This is a genomic window from Nostoc sp., from assembly GCF_036917515.1.
Lineage (GTDB): Bacteria > Cyanobacteriota > Cyanobacteriia > Cyanobacteriales > Nostocaceae > Nostoc.
In genome coordinates this window covers 32,969-53,308 of record NZ_JBALDE010000225.1, presented here as the reverse complement: position 1 = coordinate 53,308, position 20,340 = coordinate 32,969, and the positions used below count along the sequence as shown (strand labels likewise).

Annotated in this window: 16 protein-coding genes; 6 read left to right on the top strand and 10 right to left on the bottom strand. The window is 41.1% G+C overall.

Annotation, left to right across the window (positions count from 1 at the left end):
- Nucleotides 1-108: 108 nt before the first annotated feature.
- The 4 genes from V7K89_RS29600 to V7K89_RS29585 all read right to left on the bottom strand — a co-directional run bounded on the left by V7K89_RS29600 (nt 109) and on the right by V7K89_RS29585 (nt 4,017).
- Complete coding sequence (locus tag V7K89_RS29600; protein WP_335193672.1) at nt 109-1,257, bottom strand: hypothetical protein; 1,149 nt, start codon at nt 1,255-1,257, stop codon at nt 109-111.
- A gap of 122 nt (nt 1,258-1,379) precedes the next feature.
- On the bottom strand, nt 1,380-1,601 hold the full coding sequence (locus tag V7K89_RS29595; RefSeq protein ID WP_335193670.1) for a SapB/AmfS family lanthipeptide: 222 nt from the start codon (nt 1,599-1,601) through the stop codon (nt 1,380-1,382).
- Between the two features lie 96 nt (nt 1,602-1,697).
- Nucleotides 1,698-2,825, bottom strand: a complete 1,128-nt coding sequence (locus V7K89_RS29590; protein WP_335193668.1) for a T3SS effector HopA1 family protein — start codon at nt 2,823-2,825, stop codon at nt 1,698-1,700.
- A 22-nt stretch (nt 2,826-2,847) separates the two neighbouring features.
- Nucleotides 2,848-4,017, bottom strand: a complete 1,170-nt coding sequence (locus tag V7K89_RS29585) for a phosphotransferase family protein (protein WP_335193666.1) — start codon at nt 4,015-4,017, stop codon at nt 2,848-2,850.
- 105 nt (nt 4,018-4,122) lie between these two features.
- Here V7K89_RS29585 and V7K89_RS29580 point away from each other — a divergent pair, with 105 nt between their 5' ends.
- Nucleotides 4,123-4,347: a hypothetical protein gene (locus tag V7K89_RS29580; protein WP_335193664.1), complete on the top strand. Its 225-nt coding sequence runs from the start codon at nt 4,123-4,125 to the stop codon at nt 4,345-4,347.
- Here the strand turns inward: V7K89_RS29580 and V7K89_RS29575 are convergent.
- From V7K89_RS29575 to V7K89_RS29555, 5 genes are all read right to left on the bottom strand, one after another.
- Nucleotides 4,334-6,508, bottom strand: coding sequence for a GumC family protein (locus V7K89_RS29575; RefSeq protein ID WP_335193662.1), 2,175 nt, complete (start codon nt 6,506-6,508; stop codon nt 4,334-4,336). The two genes, V7K89_RS29580 and V7K89_RS29575, sit on opposite strands and share 14 nt — an antisense overlap.
- A gap of 216 nt (nt 6,509-6,724) precedes the next feature.
- The gene (locus V7K89_RS29570; RefSeq protein WP_335193660.1) at nt 6,725-8,086 is read right to left on the bottom strand and encodes a polysaccharide biosynthesis/export family protein; all 1,362 of its coding nucleotides are present in this window, start codon (nt 8,084-8,086) and stop codon (nt 6,725-6,727) included.
- 245 nt (nt 8,087-8,331) lie between these two features.
- Entirely contained in the window at nt 8,332-9,054 is a 723-nt protein-coding gene (locus tag V7K89_RS29565) for a cyanoexosortase B system-associated protein (protein WP_335193658.1), read from the bottom strand.
- Between the two features lie 256 nt (nt 9,055-9,310).
- Complete coding sequence (gene crtB / locus V7K89_RS29560) at nt 9,311-10,204, bottom strand: cyanoexosortase B (protein ID WP_335193656.1); 894 nt, start codon at nt 10,202-10,204, stop codon at nt 9,311-9,313.
- Between the two features lie 110 nt (nt 10,205-10,314).
- A complete protein-coding gene (locus tag V7K89_RS29555; RefSeq protein WP_335193654.1) occupies nt 10,315-11,508 on the bottom strand; it encodes a DegT/DnrJ/EryC1/StrS family aminotransferase in 1,194 nt (397 codons plus the stop codon).
- A 741-nt stretch (nt 11,509-12,249) separates the two neighbouring features.
- Between V7K89_RS29555 and V7K89_RS29550 the strand changes: the two genes are divergently transcribed.
- From V7K89_RS29550 to V7K89_RS29540, 3 genes are all read left to right on the top strand, one after another.
- On the top strand, nt 12,250-13,803 hold the full coding sequence (locus V7K89_RS29550) for a GAF domain-containing sensor histidine kinase (protein ID WP_335193723.1): 1,554 nt from the start codon (nt 12,250-12,252) through the stop codon (nt 13,801-13,803).
- Between the two features lie 339 nt (nt 13,804-14,142).
- Entirely contained in the window at nt 14,143-15,561 is a 1,419-nt protein-coding gene (locus V7K89_RS29545) for an IctB family putative bicarbonate transporter (RefSeq protein ID WP_335193651.1), read from the top strand.
- A gap of 144 nt (nt 15,562-15,705) precedes the next feature.
- Nucleotides 15,706-16,176, top strand: a complete 471-nt coding sequence (locus V7K89_RS29540) for a hypothetical protein (RefSeq protein WP_335193648.1) — start codon at nt 15,706-15,708, stop codon at nt 16,174-16,176.
- A 54-nt stretch (nt 16,177-16,230) separates the two neighbouring features.
- On the opposite strand, the gene V7K89_RS29535 is transcribed toward V7K89_RS29540, so the two are convergent.
- Nucleotides 16,231-18,279, bottom strand: a complete 2,049-nt coding sequence (locus tag V7K89_RS29535; RefSeq protein WP_335193646.1) for an elongation factor G — start codon at nt 18,277-18,279, stop codon at nt 16,231-16,233.
- A 267-nt stretch (nt 18,280-18,546) separates the two neighbouring features.
- Here V7K89_RS29535 and V7K89_RS29530 point away from each other — a divergent pair, with 267 nt between their 5' ends.
- Both V7K89_RS29530 and V7K89_RS29525 read left to right on the top strand, forming a co-directional pair.
- On the top strand, nt 18,547-19,470 hold the full coding sequence (locus V7K89_RS29530; protein ID WP_335193644.1) for a tetratricopeptide repeat protein: 924 nt from the start codon (nt 18,547-18,549) through the stop codon (nt 19,468-19,470).
- An 87-nt stretch (nt 19,471-19,557) separates the two neighbouring features.
- Entirely contained in the window at nt 19,558-20,106 is a 549-nt protein-coding gene (locus V7K89_RS29525) for a phosphate-starvation-inducible PsiE family protein (RefSeq protein ID WP_335193642.1), read from the top strand.
- The last annotated feature ends 234 nt before the right edge of the window (nt 20,107-20,340 follow it).

Here is a 20,340-nt window from a genome sequence, read left to right as displayed (position 1 = left end):
TCTCCCCTTGGGAGAAGACTGCGAGACCCTCACCGCCTTCGGCGTCTACGTTTCATTCGCAATGACAATCTATCATCTTGGTACATTTATAAAATTGAGATGCTCTCGTTAAATTGACAAAAACTTCTCTGGCTTGCACAGAAATTGTGTCGCAATGAAAGAATATAGCTCCTGATGACTTAAAGCCATCTCTGGCTGAAGTTGAAATTCTGTGAGAAGTTGATAAATCAAACCAAGTCCAGTAAACTGAATAACCCGCTTGAGAAAATCCGAATAATCTTCTAAAATCTTTGGATAAGTATTGATATAAGCTTTTGTCATGGCTACAATTGAAGGACGAACAACTTCTAAAGGGATTGTAGCTAGCTGTATAGATTTTTTGACTTCAATAGCAGGATGTACAATCATACTGTTGAGCCAGAAGAGAAAATAGCCAAGAATTGCTTTTCCTAAATCGCAAGCTGGATCGCCCCAACTACATGCTTCCCAATCAATAATCTTAATTAGGCTTTTATCAGTATCCTGAATTTCCGATATTAACCTCTCCCAATGCATAGGTATGAAAATCTTATGAAATTGAATATTATTGTGTGTTAAACAGCAGTGGCAATGATTTAACACGAGATCTATAATGACTTCCCTCACAGCGTCAGTTTTTTGAAAAATACCAAGAATTCTCCAAGAAACAGCTTGACTCTTCTTTAAACTCTCAGGTTCAATTCTACTGAAAAGATAGTCAGAAAGATAATCAGGATAAGCAAGTTGGTAATTAAGTTTAGACTCTTCCAACTCACTCAGAAAAGTGTAGCATTCCTGAGAACTCATCGTCTGTGAATGTAGTTTTGCTAAAGTCGTTCCCACCAATTCTGCAAGCGCAATTGGGAAAGTTTCCTGATTTTCATAATAACTTTGTAAGGCAATATCATCTTTTGAGCATTTGTATATTAGTATCGAATTACTTTCATTAAAATGCAGTACTTCTGGAGTTAATGATGAAACGTAATTTAAATCTTTGTGAGGCTGCAAAAAATTATAAAGCTTCCACTCTTTATAAATTCTAATATCATTATAGAGATTTCTATAATGAGGTGTCTGCTTAACAAATAGCTTTTCCTGCTTTTGGGGTATATCAATTGCCCAATAAAAAGTTTTGCTGTGGTTAAAGTCAAATTTAAGAGAGTCTAAGTCATCTTTTTTGCATACACCAGCATTTATTAAGTAAGGAAATAAGTTTTCCGAGTTGAGATTAATTATCACAAAAACCTTTTTTTATCAGACGAGTGAGTTTTTGTAGTAAATATTTAATTTAGTTCCAAGTTTTAATTTAATCAGAGAGTGGGCAGTAATTCACTCTCTAATTAAAGTAGACCAATAAAGTTTTAATTACAAGTAGTTATGCTAAGGCTGCTATCACCACAAAGCAATAAGCTCGCCCTGCTACCTCCAGCAGTACCGACCTCAAAACCGCCTGTTATTTGAACCGATTCACTATCGGTCAGTTCATTCAAGAAGTTTTCGGAATCGGCAAAAAAGTCAGTTCCGGCGACTGTGATATCATTATTTTTGCCATTATTTTTATCATTATTTTTGGGATTAATCATTTGAGTTTCCTTTCAATGTCTGTTTTAATTGTATTAAACATTACGATTCTCCCGTGAGAAGTTCTTCTGCCATAAGAAGTAACTGTGATCACAAATTCAACTGCGTATATTCAACTGCGTATATATATCAAAAGAGTTAGCATTGAGGTAGGAACGCAGCAATTCAACTCCCAAAAGTGAGAATTGCTGGAGGATAGCCGTCATCCGCCCCTCTAGGGAGTCATCCAGTGAGTGCCAAGCTTCCAGCAAACCATTGGCAACAATTTGGCAGCGGTTCATTCCAAAGCTTTCTTGGTCTGCAAATTTACGGTTTGGTTCCTCTGCTAGACCAAGCCCTGGTGCTAGGAACTTGGTAAATAGGGGGACATCTGTGTGAAAATGCGCTTTTGTTTGTGCATAGACACTCTCAAGCACCTGCCGGACGGCTTCATAGTTACTCTTCTCGAAATACAGGACTCCTGAGTCATAGCGCTTGTAATCACCTGGGTTATATAGCGTTTTAAAGGTAAAGGGAATTAAAATATCGTTCAACTCGCGCGTCAGACTGCCCATAACCGCTACTGCACCTTCTGGGCTGAAATTGAAGTAAATTCGCACGATTTCTGGCTGGCGGTTTGGATGAGTATAACTGCGTGGTCCTGCATTGCTCACTGCCATGTAGAACCCGCTTTGCACAAAATTACGAGGCATTCGGATAGCTACCAACTCACCTACACCAGCAGATTGTTCAGGGAATTGGAAATGTTTGTCTCGTTCAATGTGTAAAGTTAAACCATTTTTGGTTACAGCAAGAGTGCCATCACTTTCTTGCCTCACCACAGACCAACCTGGCTCAAAATAGCCCCTGCCTTGATTGGACGAGTGCAACCGTTCGTAAAATGCGATATCTACTCCAAGGCGGGTGTTATTTTCTAAATCCTGCTGGAGTGCCAAATCAGCTGAATCGCCGTCTGGTGCCAGAGTTGCTCGCATAGAGGCATTGTAGTAGATACCGTAGAGAAACGAGCGCAGTTGCAAGCTAAAATACTTATTTTGAATATCCGCAGGCATTCTTTGGAAGCGGGCGACTACCTCATCTGGTAATTTCAAAGGTTTGTAATTTGGATGGCTAATAGAGAAGTTGGAGTGGATTTGCACATTGCTGACGATATCCTGCAAAGTATCGAGCAGCTGTTGTGAAGCAGAATCCGGCTGTTGAGTTTGAGAAGAATTTCCTGGTTGCATATTGTTTCGTCGCGATTAAAAATCAATCTTTTGCTACAGAAGGTCTCAACTGAGTGAGTTCTGTCGCTGCGGTTCCGAAAACAGTCGCCAAAGATTGTTCTGGACGACATAACAAACTCTTGGCAACCTGAAGCATACAAATCCCTTTATTGCCAAAGTATTTTTGGTACTGAATCATCGGCTGAATCTGTTGAATTAAGGCGAAACCGGCAAATTGCACAACTTGCATTAAGCAATTGGGACGATGCTCTAAAATCTCCGGGAAGTTATCGAAATAAGCTTTAGTCAGAGCAGCAATGGAAGGTTGAAGCTGTTCTAGGGGTGTCATAGCCAGACGCAGAGATTCTTCGATAGTCAGAGACTTACTAATGACTAAGCTACTCAGCCAGATTTGCAGGTAGCTGGCAATCAGTGTTCCCAAATCAAAGGCAGGATCTCCCCAAGTGGAAGTCTCCCAATCAATCAGCCGTACAATGTTGGGACTTTCTTGCTGCCAATTATTGTGTAGGAGAATGTTGTTGAGTTTGAGATCATTGTGAGTCAGGCAACAGGGTTGGAAAACATCGGCAAGTTCTTTCATTGCTTGCCCTAAGCTTTCGTATCGCTGATACAGCTTAAAGAATTTCAGCCCATCTACAGGAACTATACCAAAAATTTCTGGACCTATCCGTTCTATACTACGAATCCAGTTAGGCACATGAGCAAGGCTGAGATTATTAGTAGGTTTTGCCGAGAAGAATTCCTGATACTCTTGGCGGTTGAAAGTAGCTCGATGGATGGTGGCGAGAATGGTAGCGATCGCCTCGACGATTTGAGTTGGAAAAATCTTTTCTTTTCCGTAGAAATCTTCTAAATCCCGATAGTCATCCAAGTAGCTGAAAACAATAATGGAATGTTCCGCCTCAAAATGAAGCACCTCCGGCATCGAAGCTCGAAGGTAGCTAAGTTCTGGAAATGTTTGTAAAAACTCTTGAATTCGCCATTCACTCAAAAACTCGCCCAGTGTTTTGCCTTCTTTATTGTGTCGTTCTTGCTTAATCAGTAGTTTCCGACTGTCTGGGAAAGTCAGTAACAAGTTAAAGTTTTTTGCTTTTATCGGCTCAACCTCATACAGAGCTTCCTCCAACTGAGTGCAGAGTCTATGCTCAACTAAATAGTTAAAAATATTCTGATAACTTAATACGAATGTCATAAATTATCGTCTTTATATGCATCCTACTGGCTTTGAGGAATTGCCCAACTTCTCTTATTACACAACTGGATTTATGGGCTGTCTTACAGCGTATCATTTTTACTGATGTATCTAGCCCTATTAGAAGCTAAAGTCAGTAAATCACAAAGTTTTGGAAACCCTCAAGATCCTTACGGGTTCGCCAATCGCTTCAAGTTGGGAACCCGCCCTTTGTGCCTGCCTCACCGCACTGCCTTTCCTTTAGGTTTAAATTTCCACCCTCAATTCGCCAAGGTTTTACCCAAAGCTGTACAAGCAATTCACTATTTGGAAACTATTAGTTTTTGTTAGCACTCGCTGAAACTTCTTCAGATCCTTCTACTGAGGATGTAAATGTTGATGATTTTGCAACTTCTTCAGGTAGAGAAACGATGATATCAGCACCATTAATAATTGCTCCCAACAACCCCAGTTCAGATTCAACCAATTGATCGATAGCTTCAGCTAGCATATTCTCTTGCGTATAGTTTGGTCGCGCCACTAGTACGATCCCATCGCTGTAGGGTTGAATTAACAAAGGATCATTTGATGTGCTGAGAGGACTAGTATCTAAAATTACTAAATCAAATCGTTCGCGGACATCTTCTAAGAGCCGCCGCATTTCGCTAGATTCAAGAATAGCAGCGGATTGCCGTACTGGGCCAGGACTGGGAAGAATGTATAAATTTGCTACATCAGGAACTAAACGAATACATTCACTCAAATTAGCGTAATAACGTAGGGGTTCAATAGTCGCTTCAGGATCAGGAATTACTCTCAAGGATGTACAACGGGAAGGCGATCGCAAATCTGTTTCGATAATTAAAGTTCTTTTACCAGCACGGGCGGAAGCGACACCCAAATTATAAGCACTTGCCGTTTTACCCTCTAGGCTACCAGTACTAGTAATCAATACTACCTTTAAGTTTCTACCACCAATCCGGCGCATATTACTACGGAATTTCTCATAAAATTCTAAATAAGGAGAATCTTGTGAAAATACCACCGGCACAGCATCTGGCTCCAAATCATCAACTGGCATTAAAGGTAATTCTCCCAACAATGCCACTTCTCGTTGCTTGAGGCTCTCGCGGATATCCTCCCTGGTTTTGAAAGTCCCTTCTAGCGCTCCTAACAAAAATATCACCCCGCCACCAACCAACACACCTAAGAAACCACCCACAGCAAGGGTAATAGGCACACTCTTCGGAGGCTTGGGATCGACAGTGACTGCGGGACGTCTGGCAACGCTGAGGCTGCTAGTAGTTTCTGCCTCTGCGGTTTTCGCATCGGTTAGCTTCGCCTGCATTTGGTCATAGATGCCTTTTTTGAGTCCAACCTCCTGTTCTAAACGCGATCGCTCTAATTGCTTATTGGGTATCAGAGAATACTCTCGCCGTAGTCGCGCTTCTTGTTGGATTTCTTGAGTTAGTTGTTGTTGCAGTGTCTCCCGTTGAGTTTGTAAAGCCACCATTTGGTTTGCCAATTGCTGGCGTGTTGGATCTAAGCTGCTTTGAGTACGAATACCTGCAACGCTACCTTGAAGCGGAGCCGCCGTTCCACCACCACCTAACACCTCTGCAGCACGTTGTTGTAGTAATTCTTCAGCAGCTTGTTTCTGACGCATTAACTGCACCATCGTTGGATGTTCCGGCCGCAAATCTTTTCTGAGTACAGCGATTTGCGATTCACTTTGATAAATTTGCGATCGTAAGTTACCAATAATTGGATCGGCACTCAAAGCAGAAGAAACATAAGCTTGTCCGACTGTTAAGCCTAACTTATTTTGTAAACTGCGAACTTGACCATCAACCCCAGAAATAGTTAATTGAATTTGCCGTTGTAGATTTTGGCTGGCAGTAATGGCGCTTAATAAGCTGCCATTCTCTGCTGCTAATATTGCGGTTCGCTCTATGCGATCGTACTGTTCCAGTTTCTTTTCAGCAATTTGCAATTCCCGTTTACTTTGTGGGGTGCGATCGTTAATCTTTTGAATAATTGCTTGTAATCGCCCAGTATTGATGTCACTACTCACCTTGATCATTGCTTGCATCAATTCCGTCAAGACCTGTATAGCTCGTTTGGCGTCAGTATCTACATATTTCAGTTCAAAGAAAGGAGATTCTAATTCTCCACTTTTAGCATTTTTTTTAGGTAGAGTAAGGGCAAGACTTGCGCCGAGTTGTTTCGGTTTGACACCGACTTTATCTGCGACGCCTGCAATTATCTGGTTTGATAGTAAAACATCCTCATTCAGTTCCTTTCCTTGCTGTTGGATTTCATTACCAGTTGTAGAGAAAGAAACTGGTGGACCACTATAACTAAGTGCACCAGATGCAATATAGCTAGTAGGTGGATCTGGTTGCATAGCCACCACAGTTGACCCTGCAATAACTAAAGCAAAACTAGCTAGTCCAATCCATTTATATTTATCAAAAGCAATAAGATAGCGTTTAATAATTGGTGGGGTCATGGTCGCTTCACTCCAATTCAAAATTTAAAATACAAAATTCAAAATTTAGGAAGCACCAAACAAAGATAGTGGCTTTGATACAAGGACGCTATCAACTTCCTACTGTATATATCGGTTGATATCTTTAAGATTTTTCCATTAATGAATTCAAAGATAAGTTAAAAATGTGGCTTCCTACGCTCCAAACTATTTTCAGCTTACATCCTTCTTTTAATATTAATAATTTCGTCCACCACCGACGTTGTCAAAAAACCGGAGAAAGGATTGAACATTGAAGAAAGGCTGGGTAATAGTGGTCAGGAAATTAGTAATTCTACCAATGAGGTTCCGACCAACAACAATAACATCGTTATCTTGAAGTGCCACATTTTGAGACGCATCACCACCTAAAGCTTTTTTAGCATCAAGTTTTTGGGTAACAGCTTTGCCTCGTTCCGAATCAAAACGAACCAGAGCGATATCTCTCAAATTAGCAGTGTCTAAATTTATTCCTCCCAAAGCATCTACAAATGTACTGCCGTTAGGCAGTGCTTGAATGGAAAGACCACCTGCAGAGTAGTTTAAAACTCGGACTCTAATCTGTGGTGTAGCCAAGGATGAACGTGCTACCAAATTGCGGTCATAACCGTCCTCATTACCGACTTCGCGACGGGGCACGAGTATCGCATCTCCATCTTGTAAACGTAAATTCGGGATTGAACCGCCATTTTGCAGTGTTGCATATAAGTCAATAGTTTGTGAAATTACAGAACCATCGATTAACTTTCGGCGTACTTGCACCTGTCGCAGGTCTGCATTCAACGTTGAACCACCAGATATTAGCAAAGCATCAGCAACGCGGGGTGTTGGTGAATTAATTGGATAAATTCCTGGTCGAAATATTTCCCCGCTAATAGTAACTTGAACTGGTCGCGTTCCTGCTAAGGATACTACCACGATTGGATCTGGGAAAAAGCGACTCAAGCCTAAGCGAATTTTTTCTTGAGCTTCTTCCAAGGTTAAACCTTTTAATGACACTGTTCCTACTTGCGGCACGATGATGTTGCCTTCTGGACTAATTACAGCTTGAAAACTGAGGTCTTGACGCTGCGTTACTAAGGCTAAAACTATTATTGGATCGACGACATAACGATTTAAACCCAAGCGAATTTTTTCTTGAGCTTCTTCCAAAGTTAAACCTTGTAAAGAAACTGTTCCCAATAACGGCACCGCAATATTACCTTCTGGGTTGATTAAAGCCTGAAAGCTCAAATCTGGAAAGCGCTGAACCGAAACGCTAATTCCATCTCCTATGCCTAAGCGATATGGGCCGGGAGGACGCTGAAGCACAACACCAATTGCATCTCCTGGTCCCAAGAGGTAGCGACTGAGTTGCGGAGAAATTTCTTCATTCGTACCTGGAGGTACAACTTCACTACCTGGCAAAGGTGAGGGAAATAGGTTTGGTGATTGTCCTTGAGATGGAAAAGGCTGGGCGACAACAAGTTGGATAGGTGTTGTTAAGAAAACTCCTACTTGAAGACTGACAAAACACAAGGCGCTGAATCCACGCATATAATAACTGGGATTTACGAACATCGGTGCAGAAAATGGTGCAGAAAATATTTATATAGAAAGTAGTAGCGCCGAGTGGTTATTTTACTCTAAAAATGCCTTCAATGTCTCTTTTATCTACAAGTATTTACTAAGAGAAAGAGAATAACTTTGCTAAATTTAATTTCTAACTTCATGTTATTAACATCATTTTAAGTGAGTTTCAGCTTGAACACAATTTATAGAGATACTTCTGATGAATCTCTGCACAAGTGCATCTATAACAGACTCTACAAAGGGCCTGTCATTAATGCAGCTTGCACTGTTTCCCCAATAGACTGGGCTAAAGACCAAGATGTTTCTACCTGCCCCAAAGGTTCCATTGGAATCAGAATGCTCACACCAACCCAAGGAATACGTTGCTTGCGCCACTGTGCCAGTTGATCTTCCAAGAACCAGTGAAAAGGTGATGGATTTCCGCCGTCTGGCATAGCATACCATTGCAAAACAGCAAAGGTTTGCTGTGGTGTGGAGGCGCGAAAGAACCTAGCTTCTACTTTAGTTTCAACATTAGAAGCCAACTTTGCAGATGGTTTGACAGTAAATTCCGCAGAACGAGATTGAGCTATATCCCACCTTCCCCAGCGTGACCTTCCCCAGCCATTAACGTCTGTCCACTCTACCTCTGGTTGATCCATAGGCCCATTTTGCGGCAACAAAAGCAGGATTGCTTGGGATTCGGAACCTTCTTTTTTAATTACCTGTAAAGACCAATTATGTTCACCAATTTGCTGTTCAGATTGTTCAATGGTTTGCCAACCAGAAAGGGTTAACCCAGTCTTGCGGATCTGTTTTAATTCGTGGAGGGTAGGAACAGCAGGCGGCTGTTTCCATTGCCAGTGTCCTGTAAGATATCCGGGAACCCCTGCCATTGCTAGCAGCACTAGCAATAACAAAAGTGCTGCTACCTGAGTCAATTGGTTTTCCTTGAAAAATTTAGATAAGGAAATCATCAGTAAAATTTGCAATACTTAGGCAAAATTTTACTTTATAAAATCACATTGTGAGTTCAGTAATATTTAGGACTTACGTATAATTGATGAAAGATAAAGGGAGTTAGAAGTGGAGAGTAGAGGAGATGAGGGAGGAGGGCAGAGGGGGAGGGGACAAGGGGACGAGGGGACAAGGGGGACAAGGGGAAATTATTGAACAAGTTTCTTCCTTGTCTACCTTGTCTCTTCTCAATGCCCAATGCCTAATGCCCAATCTCTAACTTTCTGCCTCTTGCTCAGTTTCTAGAGATGCTGAAAAATAGCTATTAATCCAATTCAGTAAAGGCACTAGTGACACCAGCATACAAGCAGAGTAGAGATCACCACCCCAACCCTCATGCAGCCATTTAAAAGCCGCTTCTTGACCTGTGCCGTGAAAGAAAGTTAGTAAAGTATTACGAATGATATTGGCACTAATACTAACGATCGCAGCAAGAGATAAAAACGATATAGTTGTCCGCCGTGAAGACAAAGCATCTGTCCAATAAAGCAGCATCAAACCAACGTAGAGAGTCGTAAACAACATTTTTAGCCCTGCACAATAGGGAGCAACTTCTACAATCCGTCCTCCCACGTAAAGATTGATCTCATCTACGGTTACTTCCATACCAAATTGATTCAGTATGAAGCCTGCTGTGCCAGCGATGAAGCTTTGCAGAGGCATGGTATAGGGAGCAATGAGATAAGGCAATGCTGTTGGGGTAGCTAAAAATACTAGTAGTAAGGGGAATCCTTGTAATCGCAAACCTGCTATTCCCTTAAACCACAAACATAATCCGACTAATATCACGGGCAAGGAAAGGTTAACCCACTCTGTAACACCACTAAGATAAAAAACTACCCCTAGTAACAATAAAACAGCACCCAAAGGATTGATGGTATCTGGCAAACGTCTCCACTTTTTCCGGTTCATCCAGCCCAGATAAGCCGCAAATGGTAGACCAATAATCCCGTGGCTGAAATATTCGTGTTCTGTACTGATATTTTTGTGCAGCCAACCATCTAACCAATGTAGCAATATTGGAGCATAAAGCAGCAGCAAAACGCCTAAAATAGCTAAATTTAACAAGCCTGATGCGTTTATATTTTTAACCTGTTGCTGGAGTGCCATGATTTTAAGTAATTCAAAAACTTTGGTTATTAGTTATTGGTCATTGGTCATTTGCAAAGGACAAATGACTAATGTCTAATTGTTAGATGCACATTTAGTATGAATTAACTTCAGGCTACCACGCTGTTAAGGTCAGCAGGAGATAAATTGTCTGCCTGATAACTTGTTGAGACTGCATTGGCGATCGCTGCTACAACTTCTTTAACTTGGCTACTACTTAAACCAGGATACATCGGTAATGATAATATTTGCTTTGACAACTTTTCTGCTTGGGGAAAATCTCCCGGTTGATAGCCTAAATTGGTGAATGCTGGCTGGAGATGGCAAGGAATTGGGTAGTGAATACCAGTTTGAATTCCTGCCGCTGCGAGTTTTTCCTGGAGTTGCTGGCGTTTTATGGGGCAAGAATCATCTACTTTAATTACATAAAGATGATAGACGTGTCCTGTATCACTTTGGTTTTCTATAGGGATAATCCCAGCAGTTGCCAAGGGTGCTAGTTCACTATCATACTGCTGGGCAATAGTTAGGCGATCGCGATTCCACTGGGGCAAATATGGAAGTTTTTTGTGCAAAATTGCTGCTTGTAAAGTATCCAAGCGGCTATTTGTACCTGGTTCTGTATGAAAATACTTTTGCGATGCACCATAATTTCGCAAGCGCACCATCTTCTGGGCTACATCTGAATCTCGTGTCAGCAGCATTCCTCCATCCCCAAATGCTCCCAAATTTTTGCTGGGATAGAAACTAAAAGCTGCTGCTATTCCTATTGAACCAGCGTAATATCCGTCTCTTTGGGCCAGATGTGCTTGGGCGGCATCTTCAAAAATTAGGAGTTTGTAGGTATCGGCAAAGTTTACTAGTTCGCGCGGTGATACCATCTGACCATAGAGATGCACAGGGATAATTGCTTTAGTATGAGGTGTAATTGCCTTTGCTGCGGCTTCTAAGTCAATTAAAGCTGTTTGGCAATCGCAATCTACCAAAATTGGCTTGGCGCCAGTACGTAGCACCCCAATTAAGGTTGCAACAAAAGTATTTGCGGGTAAAATCACTTCATCGCCAGCACCAATATTACACGCTTGTAATCCCAGAGCGATCGCATCTGTTCCTGAGGCCACACCAACTCCATAAGCTGTACCAGATACTGCCGCAAATGCTGCTTCAAAATCTGAAAGTGCTTGCCCTAAAATAAAATCTCCCCGTTCCAATACAGATTGGATTGCATCTTGTAATTGCGTTTGAATTGGTTCATGTTGTAACTTTAAGTCTACAAAAGGAACTCTAAGAGTCATTTTATTCATTACCAGTCGTCCTCAAAAAATGTTTTATTGCATAGAAAAAATAGAAACCCTTGTACAATTTTTCGGCATAAAATTGTAATAGATTTAATCTATTGGATAAAGGCTTAGATTAACTATTTAGTCGGTTATGGATAATTCAAAATCATGCCCTCTTAATTTGAGTGCCCAAAGTTGCCATCAGACTTCTCTGAAGCCGCCACTCCAACTTCTATCAAAATTCAAAAAGCTTATAAGCTGAGCTTTTCACTAATTTGGTAGCTTGTTAACCCGTAGCGATATGGTTGGATTATTTACGTCATCCTGCACTAGCATTATCATCTCTAAGTGCTAGCTGTTATCAGTAAAATGGCTACATTTAATTATACTAATATAGAGTTTTTTAAGTAAATTTACTTTGAATGTCACAGTAAAAATTTTCCCTTATATACATAAAGAATGACAGCCCCTTTGTATTGTATCCTTAGCATTAGCTTACCCTGGCTGAATCTAAATCTAACGTAGTCTGATTGCAAAATTTTAAGCAATAAAGACTACACCAGTGCTGAATAAACAAGATTCAGCATCAGTAGCTAGTAACTAGCAGACACCACATCTTGGCTTAATGGAAGGGAGAAAAAATTTTTGCCTTAAATTTGTTTATCAGAGGCAAAATTAGGGAATGCTTAAAAATAGCAATTGATAACCTAGAAATAGGACTTGGATCAATTACAGAATCGAGAAATTATTAAGGTAGCAGTGGCAATGATAGAGCCTGAAAATAAATTATTTGCCCTAAAGGATGGTTGGGATTCTCATGAATCAAGAGAACAGCAACGCCTCAAAGCTTTGTCAGATTTAGGTTTGCGGCAAGCAGAAACAATTCCGGTTTTTGAAGAAGCCACACAGACTGCCGCCCGCTTTTTGGAAGCACCAATTTCCATATTGGGATTTGTGGATCAAGAACGCCACTGGTTCAAGTCGGCGGTGGGCTTATCTAGGCTGGGATTAATGAATCATTTGGCACAAAGCCGCCAACTACTACGCCGAGAGTCATTTTGCACTCAGGTAGTAGATAGCTTTCAAGTAGTTGTAATTAATGATACGCATAAACTTACAGATCCAGTACTTGCTAGCAGCAAGTTAGTGCAAGATTATGGTATTCGTGCTTATTTAGGAGCGCCACTGATTGATGCTGAGGGACATTATTTGGGTGCATTGGCGGTAATGGATTTAGTGCCACGCAATTTTACACCCCAAGACATTGAGTTTTTACAAATCATCGCTCGTTGGAGCATGAGTGAATTTGAACGTAACCGACTCCTGCAAGGGAAACTCGAATCAAGCGCTTCCAAGAACGTTCCGATATTCTCACTAAATGAAGAACGTAACACTGAGATTAAAATCACTGCATCTACCAAAGATAGCGACTCTGTTTCTACTAAGCAACTGAAGCTAGAACTTTTGAGTCAGTTAACTCAGGAGTTACGCACGCCCTTAACATCTGTACTCGGTATGGCTAGTGTTTTAGGACGTGAGATTTATGGGCCTTTGACAACTAAGCAGAGAGAATATTTGGAAATTATCCAACATAGTGGTCGGTACTTACTTTCCCTAGTAAACGAAATTACCGAACTTGGAGCTATGGATGAAAACTCAACTGTGCTAAATCTAGCTCCCGTGGATATTGAAATGCTATGCCAACAAGCTATCAATACCCTTGAAGAAGTAGCTAATCGCCGCGAGCAAGATGTTCGCCTGTCTATAGAACCGGGACGCAGTCGCATTTGCCCTTTAGATAAAGACAAAGTGCGGCAAATTCTCTATCACTTGGTTTTCAGTGTGATTCAACTTTCGGCTACAGGTAGCATTGTTCGCATTCATGTTTCTTACAAAGAAGATACGCTCAATATTACCATTTGGGTTTCCCATCCCTGGTTAGGAGACGGCATAACTGAGGTTGATCCTTACTTCCGTCTCAATTCTTTGTCGTTACTGGAGCTTACAGGTGAGATAGCAACTTACAATACTTATACAGACAGACAAGAGCAACTAGATACTTCATCAGTAGCAGTAGAGAATTCCAAAAACCTGAGTGATTCCCACTCAAATTTCTTTGCTACTAGTTCAGGTATAAATTTAGCTAAATCACATGGAAATCTTTCTCGTGAAAGCTTGGGTTTATTATTAAGTTGTCAGCTGGCAGAATTGCATGGCGGACATATTTTGATTCAAGGTTCACCAGAGTCAGGATATCGTTATGTGCTTTCTTTGCCGCTCCAACTGGCGACTTCCTCACCAGCAATTAGCGATGTCTGATTGTGGGGATTGGGGAAGGTGGGGTCCCCTCTGGGGATAAGGGGTAATGGAGATTGGGAAAGACGTATTTTCTATCTATATTTCATTAATTCATAGCGAATTCTCTATGTGCTTCTGCGCTTACCTATACCTTTAAATTTCAACCCTCAATTCGCCACCATTTTACATCAAGCTGTACTAAGTATATGAAGAATTATCTTAACTTCGTATTGGCTGATGGCTAAGAATAAGAGCGCCATCACGCGATCTGCAATCTCTGTTATTACCTTTTTATAGCTATAGGCATTATGATCGATTCCAAGTTCTGCGTCGGCAGGCTAATCGATCGCAATGTTTTTTATGAATTTAGTCTGGCAACGATTTACTCTATCAACTTTACCGCTCAAAGAATATCTTGCTACCAGCTATGTACACCGCTCTCTGGTGGGACTACTAAGTTCTTGGCGGCAAACTAGCGTCTTACTCCAGTGGGGAGATGCGATTGCAGCGGCTTTACTCAGCTTAATATATGCTTTAGCACCTTTTGCTTCGAGTACATTGGTGGGTTTTTTACTGGTGGCTTGTGTCGGATTTTGGCTGTTGTTGACTTTATCTGATGAAGTAACACCAGCAAATGTCTCGTCAGTCACTCCCATTCATTTGCTGGTATTGCTTTACTGGGGAGTTGCCGCAGTCGCAACAGCATTATCACCAGTGAAAAAGGCGGCACTTAACGACTTGGGAACCTTGACCTTGTATTTGCTATTATTTGTCCTTTGTGCCAGGGTATTAAGGTCGCCTCGCCTCCGTTCTTGGATTATCATCCTTTATCTGCACGTATCGTTAATTGTTAGTGTATATGGGTTGCGGCAATGGTTTTTTGGAGCCACAGCACTGGCAACTTGGGTTGATCCAGAATCTCCTATGTCTAAGACTACAAGAGTCTACAGTTATTTAGGCAATCCCAACTTATTGGCTGGATACCTGTTACCAGCAGTAATTTTTAGCTTAGTGGCAATTTTTGCATGGCAAAGCTGGCCTAAGAAAGCTCTCGCATTAACGATGCTAATTGTCAATAGTTCTTGCCTAATTCTAACTTTTAGTCGTGGCGGTTGGATTGGACTAGTGGTGTCAGTTTTGGCTGTGATGGCATTGCTAGTTTATTGGAAAAGCGTGGAAATGCCTCGTTTTTGGCGTACTTGGTCACTACCGATTGTCTTGGGAGGTTTGATTGGTATATTGCTGCTAGCAGTGATATTTGTAGAGCCAGTGCGGCTGCGAGTGTTTAGTATTTTTGCCGACCGTAAAGATAGCAGTAATAATTTTCGCCGAAATGTGTGGGATGCTGTTTTTGAGATGATTCGCGATCGCCCGATTTTCGGCATTGGGCCTGGTCACAACTCTTTTAATAAAGTTTATCCCCTCTACCAACGCCCTCGTTACACTGCTTTGAGCGCCTATTCGATATTGTTTGAAGTGACTGTAGAAACAGGCTTTGTTGGTTTAGCCTGCTTTCTCTGGCTACTAATTGTCACATTTAATACGGCACTTTTGCAAGTACGACGATTGCGACAAATTAGAAGTTTAGAGGGATTTTGGTTAATAGGAGCGATCGCTATTTTGTTGGGTATGCTAGCTCACGGCACCGTAGATACTGTTTGGTATCGTCCTGAAGTCAATACCCTCTGGTGGCTCATCGTTGCCTTAATTGCCAGCTATTGGACACCTTTAGCTCAAAATCAGACAAGTTTGATTAACTCAGAACCAGCAATAAACTAATATCAATAATAAGTTGTCAGTTGTTGTCTTACTGAACAACTGACAACTTTTAAATTTTGAATAACGAAGTTTTGTTACTTTAGCAAGTTTTTAGGGAAAACTATAACTGAAGCTTCTCTATTAAAACAAAATTGAGAAATATTTATGAATTTAGATAGATTAATTTGGACTAAAAATATAACACCTATAGATGGTGAAATTTGGGCTTATAAAAATATAGATACTATATATCCAGATTTAAAGATTTTTGCTTTACATTGGAGAAATTTAAAAGGTAAAGACGAAAACAATGCCAGATACCCACTAGAAGCAGAATTGATGATTTTAAGACAACATAGAAAAGTAACGCATATTGTTCAAATGCTAAACGATCAACTTTATCGCGACACAAATGCTGAAGATGAATTTAATATTTATCGTATTGTGCAGGTGGTTTGGATGACCGATAATTGGGAGCATCCCCCAGAAAACGACAAAGTATTTGATTGTTCCATTCATTTTCCTCGATTTGGGAAAGCAATAAAATTGGAAAATATACAAAAATTACAAAAGCGTTGGGGTAAAGAAGGATTAGCGTTTCAACAGCACGTTCAAAGCGTATTAAATATTCATTAACAAAAAGCCCTACATTTAAAAGTGCAGGGCTTTGATTTCAGAATAAATCTAAAATTACTTGCCGTTGCCATTACTACCATTACCATTGCTGTGAATGACACGTTCGGCAAGCTTTTCTGGCACTTCCTGGAGATGGTCATATTCCCAGTGGAAGGAACCAACGCCAAGAGTGAGCGATCGCAGCTCTACAATAAAATTCTGCATCTCTGCTTGTGGCAAGTATGCAGAGACATTATCCCAGCCTTGCCAATCGTTTCTCCCCTCATAGCCTAAAATTTGCCCCCGTCTACCACTCAACAGTTGCAGCACTTTGGAGGTAAATTCACTCGGTGTGGTAATATCTACCCGCAAAATCGGTTCTAACAGGGTAGGTTCTGCTTGGGGTATTCCCGTTTGCATTGCCAATCGGGCAGCTTGCTTAAAAGCTTGTTCAGAACTGTCAACGTTGTGATACGAACCATTAGTCAGAGTTACCGCCACATCAACTATTGGGAAGCCCAAAGGCCCGTGTGTCAAAAATTCTCGCACGCCCATTTCCACGCCAGGAATGTACTGTTTAGGAACCACGCCGCCGACAATAGTTTCATTAAAGTTAAAACCTGTACCGCGTGGTAGGGGCTTGATTTCGAGAAAAACATCACCAAACTGTCCGTGACCACCGCTTTGATGTTTGTAGCGTCCATGAACTGAAGCCACTGTTTTGCGGATGGTTTCTTTGTAAGGTACTTGCGGTAAGTGGGTTGTCATCGGCAAGTTATATTTGCGGCGCAATCTGTCTAAGGTAACTTGCAAATGAATCTCGCCTTGACCCCAAAGAATTACTTCGTGGGTGTCGCCGTGTTGTTCCCAAGCAAGTGAAGAATCTTCTTCTAACAACTTAGTAATAGCACTGCTGAGTTTAACTTCATCGTTGCGCTTTTCTGGTGTAATGGCGAGGGCATATACAGGTTCTAACTGTACGGCTTTGGGTAATTCCATTGCCGTTTGCTGTTCTGTAGAGATTGTATCCCCTGTCTTAATGCCTTCTAAACGGCTCAATGCGACAATTTCACCAGCACCAACTTCATTAACGAACTGCTGGTGTTGTCCCATCAGGCGGTAAATCCCACCAGTGCGAATGCCATTAAGGACAATGCCATCAGTTAATTTGCCCCGCCAAATACGCACCAAAGAGAGTTTGCCACCTTGGGGAGTGTAGAAAGTTTTTAATACCTGCGCTAGAGGTTTATCACCTTTTAAATTTTTTAAACGACGTTCTGCTGTGGTTTCTGGTTCGGGGGCTTCTCGTAACAAAGCTTCTAATAAAGGTCTAACACCATAATCTTGTTCTGCCACACCAAAGAAAACGGGCACTACCAAATCTGCCCCTAATTCCATTTTTAAATCTTTAAGGATTTCTTCTTGGGATGGTTCGATGTCTTCTAAAAGTTCTTCGAGTAAATGATCGTCAAAATTTGCTAAGGCTTCGAGCATTTCTGCGCGCGCTGTATGTTCTTCTTCTTTTAAACTTTCGGGGAAGGGAATGGGGTCAGCAGGTGCGCCTGGATGATATTTATATGCCTGTTCGCTCACCATATCGATAAAGCCGATGAGTTGTTCCCCGTTCATAATGGGATATTGATGCGCTACCAGGGGACGGCTAGATACTGCTTTCAGGGCGTGTAACGTTTCTAGGACGTGAATATTTGCCCGATCCATTTTGTTGACGAAGACGAGGTGAGGAATTTCCCAATCGTCTAGGAATTTAAATAGAGGGGCAAGGGTGAGGACTCGCTCGCGGATGGGTTCGCAAACTACAATTGCTGCATCCACTCCGATCAAAGCATTGTATGTTTCTTGGGCAAATTCTATACTTCCCGGACAGTCAATAAAAGTGAAGTGAATGCCGTTGTACTCAGTGCTAGCGGCGCTGACTTCTACACTCATCTGGCGATCGCGCGACTCGGCTGCACTATCTCCCACTGTATTGCTGTCCTTAACATTGCCTTTGCGGGAAATTGCCCCTGTGACAAATAACAAGCTTTCTAGTAAAGTGGTTTTTCCACTTAAATAAGGCCCAACAATTGCAACGTTCCGCGAACCCGATTTTACTTTTTCGTTCATAAAAACCTCCCTTGCGGTAATTAATTCATAACCGCATGATTCTGTATATATCAAGGGATAAAAAAATGGTTCTCTGGAGTCAAAATTACCCCTTCTTTAATTCGTTATTATCCTCCCTTTAATCCAAAGTTAAAAAAATTGTAGCCTGTCGTAAGATTTAACTTAAGAAAAGTTAAGTTTCACAAATTTTTATTCCGAATCAAAAACTTTTGTAAAAAACTTTTTCTGAAGTAAATTTAACTGAAAGTGTTGCGAGTCAGAAAATCAATGAGATTATCATTCTTTAAATATCGCATAGCAGGGTTAGTAAGTTTGACTTTGCTGATTATGAGTATTTCTTCCCCCTCTCTTGCTCTATCTCCTTCTGTCGCCTCCAAGTTGGCACAATCTAATCCTAAAACTGCTGTAGACTGGTTAAACCAAGGCTTACAAGCAATTCAGGCGGGAAAGGTACAAAATGCGATCGCCGCTTTTAAACAAGCAGCTAAACTAAATCCGACATTAGCACCAGCACACTATAATCTAGGGCTAGCACTCCGACAAACCGGACAATTACAACCCTCTGCCGATGCATTTTATCGAGCGACACAAGCCGATCCGAAATTTGCTCCAGCTTTTGCTAATTTAGGCGGAGCGTTATTAGAAGGGAATAATTTAAAGTTAGCTAACGATTATTTGCAACACGCCTTAGAACTCGATCCCAAGCTAGGATTTGCTCACTATAACTTGGGGTTGGTACGAGAACAGCAACGAAATTGCGAACAAGCGATCGCATCTTTTAAAAAAGCCGTAGAATATAGTAAAAATGCACCAGAACCTCCTTACCATATAGGGATGTGTTATCTCCAACAAGGTAAACTTGAGCAAGCAAGAAGTGCATTTTATCAGGCATTAAAAATTAATTCCAAGTATCCAGAAGCTTACTACAATCTCGGCTCGATTTTTTTTCAACAACGTAAATTACAAGAGGCATTAGAGGCTTTTAGAAAATCAGCCGTAGCTAACTCTAACTATCCCAATGCTTATTATGGTGCTGGGTTAGTTTTTATCCAGTTACAGCAATATGGCGATGCAGTACAAGTATTGCAATTTGCCAGAGATTTATACAATACTCAAAAAAATCCTCAGTGGGCGAAAAACGCTGAGCAATTGTTGCAACAAGCACAAAATTTAAATTACCAACCTCGCTGAGGCAGAAAAACTTAATATTGCTTAAGATAAAACTATTGGGTTGACTCGCTGGTGTTGTCTGAACTTGTCTCGATTGGAAAAATATACATGCAAAAGCGCCAGAAAAGTCGATTTTTATTTAGCGATCGCTGGCTCGATCGGCACTCAATTGTTCGCAACATGGAAGCCTTTCAAGACCTAATAGTGATTGTCTTGTGTTTGGGATTGTTCGCCGTCATGCTGATCCAATTGTGGGGATTATTTATCGCCATTATGCAGCAACTGGATTATAAACATGTGACTGCCAAAATACTATTTGTGTTGATTTTAGTCGAGTTATTCCGACTATTAATGGTCTATTTGCAAGAACATAGTATCTCAGTAGGAGTAGCAGTTGAGGTAACAATTGTATCTCTATTGCGTGAGATAGTAGTTCATGGAGCGCTAGAAATTTCTTGGATTAATACGCTTGCAATTTGTGGTTTGTTGTTTGTTCTGGGTGGACTACTCGTAGTCTGTGCTAAAACGCCGCACATGGATTGTATGAGCGCTAACACTAAGCTTTGTCCGATTGTCTATAAAGGAGGTATGGAACGGCAAAACGAGTTGGAATTTCAGTATTCACGTCAATGTGAAGAAAATCAACCTCTTGGATAAATTCTTATGAAAATACGGAGTGGGGAGTTAGGAGGTAAGGGAGATGAGGGGGATTTTTCTCCCTTGTCTGTCCAATCTCTTTCTACAGAGTAACGACTATTAATTATGAATTACAAATTTATTTATATAACCTATTTTCGCAAGGTACTTACGACGTATTGAAATATACTCTTTTTGGAAGATGAATCGCTCTTTAAGGGTGAGTATAAGGTTAATTAGAAATTCTAAAAGAGG

Coding starts and splice junctions, on each gene's coding strand:
- V7K89_RS29595 (WP_335193670.1), bottom strand. CDS start 1,601: ATGATTAATCCCAAAAATAATGATAAAAATAATGGCAAAAATAATGAT.
- V7K89_RS29590 (WP_335193668.1), bottom strand. CDS start 2,825: ATGCAACCAGGAAATTCTTCTCAAACTCAACAGCCGGATTCTGCTTCA.
- V7K89_RS29585 (WP_335193666.1), bottom strand. CDS start 4,017: ATGACATTCGTATTAAGTTATCAGAATATTTTTAACTATTTAGTTGAG.
- V7K89_RS29580 (WP_335193664.1), top strand. CDS start 4,123: ATGTATCTAGCCCTATTAGAAGCTAAAGTCAGTAAATCACAAAGTTTT.
- V7K89_RS29575 (WP_335193662.1), bottom strand. CDS start 6,508: ATGACCCCACCAATTATTAAACGCTATCTTATTGCTTTTGATAAATAT.
- V7K89_RS29570 (WP_335193660.1), bottom strand. CDS start 8,086: ATGTTCGTAAATCCCAGTTATTATATGCGTGGATTCAGCGCCTTGTGT.
- V7K89_RS29565 (WP_335193658.1), bottom strand. CDS start 9,054: ATGATTTCCTTATCTAAATTTTTCAAGGAAAACCAATTGACTCAGGTA.
- crtB (WP_335193656.1), bottom strand. CDS start 10,204: ATGGCACTCCAGCAACAGGTTAAAAATATAAACGCATCAGGCTTGTTA.
- V7K89_RS29555 (WP_335193654.1), bottom strand. CDS start 11,508: ATGAATAAAATGACTCTTAGAGTTCCTTTTGTAGACTTAAAGTTACAA.
- V7K89_RS29550 (WP_335193723.1), top strand. CDS start 12,250: ATGATAGAGCCTGAAAATAAATTATTTGCCCTAAAGGATGGTTGGGAT.
- V7K89_RS29545 (WP_335193651.1), top strand. CDS start 14,143: ATGAATTTAGTCTGGCAACGATTTACTCTATCAACTTTACCGCTCAAA.
- V7K89_RS29540 (WP_335193648.1), top strand. CDS start 15,706: ATGAATTTAGATAGATTAATTTGGACTAAAAATATAACACCTATAGAT.
- V7K89_RS29535 (WP_335193646.1), bottom strand. CDS start 18,279: ATGAACGAAAAAGTAAAATCGGGTTCGCGGAACGTTGCAATTGTTGGG.
- V7K89_RS29530 (WP_335193644.1), top strand. CDS start 18,547: ATGAGATTATCATTCTTTAAATATCGCATAGCAGGGTTAGTAAGTTTG.
- V7K89_RS29525 (WP_335193642.1), top strand. CDS start 19,558: ATGCAAAAGCGCCAGAAAAGTCGATTTTTATTTAGCGATCGCTGGCTC.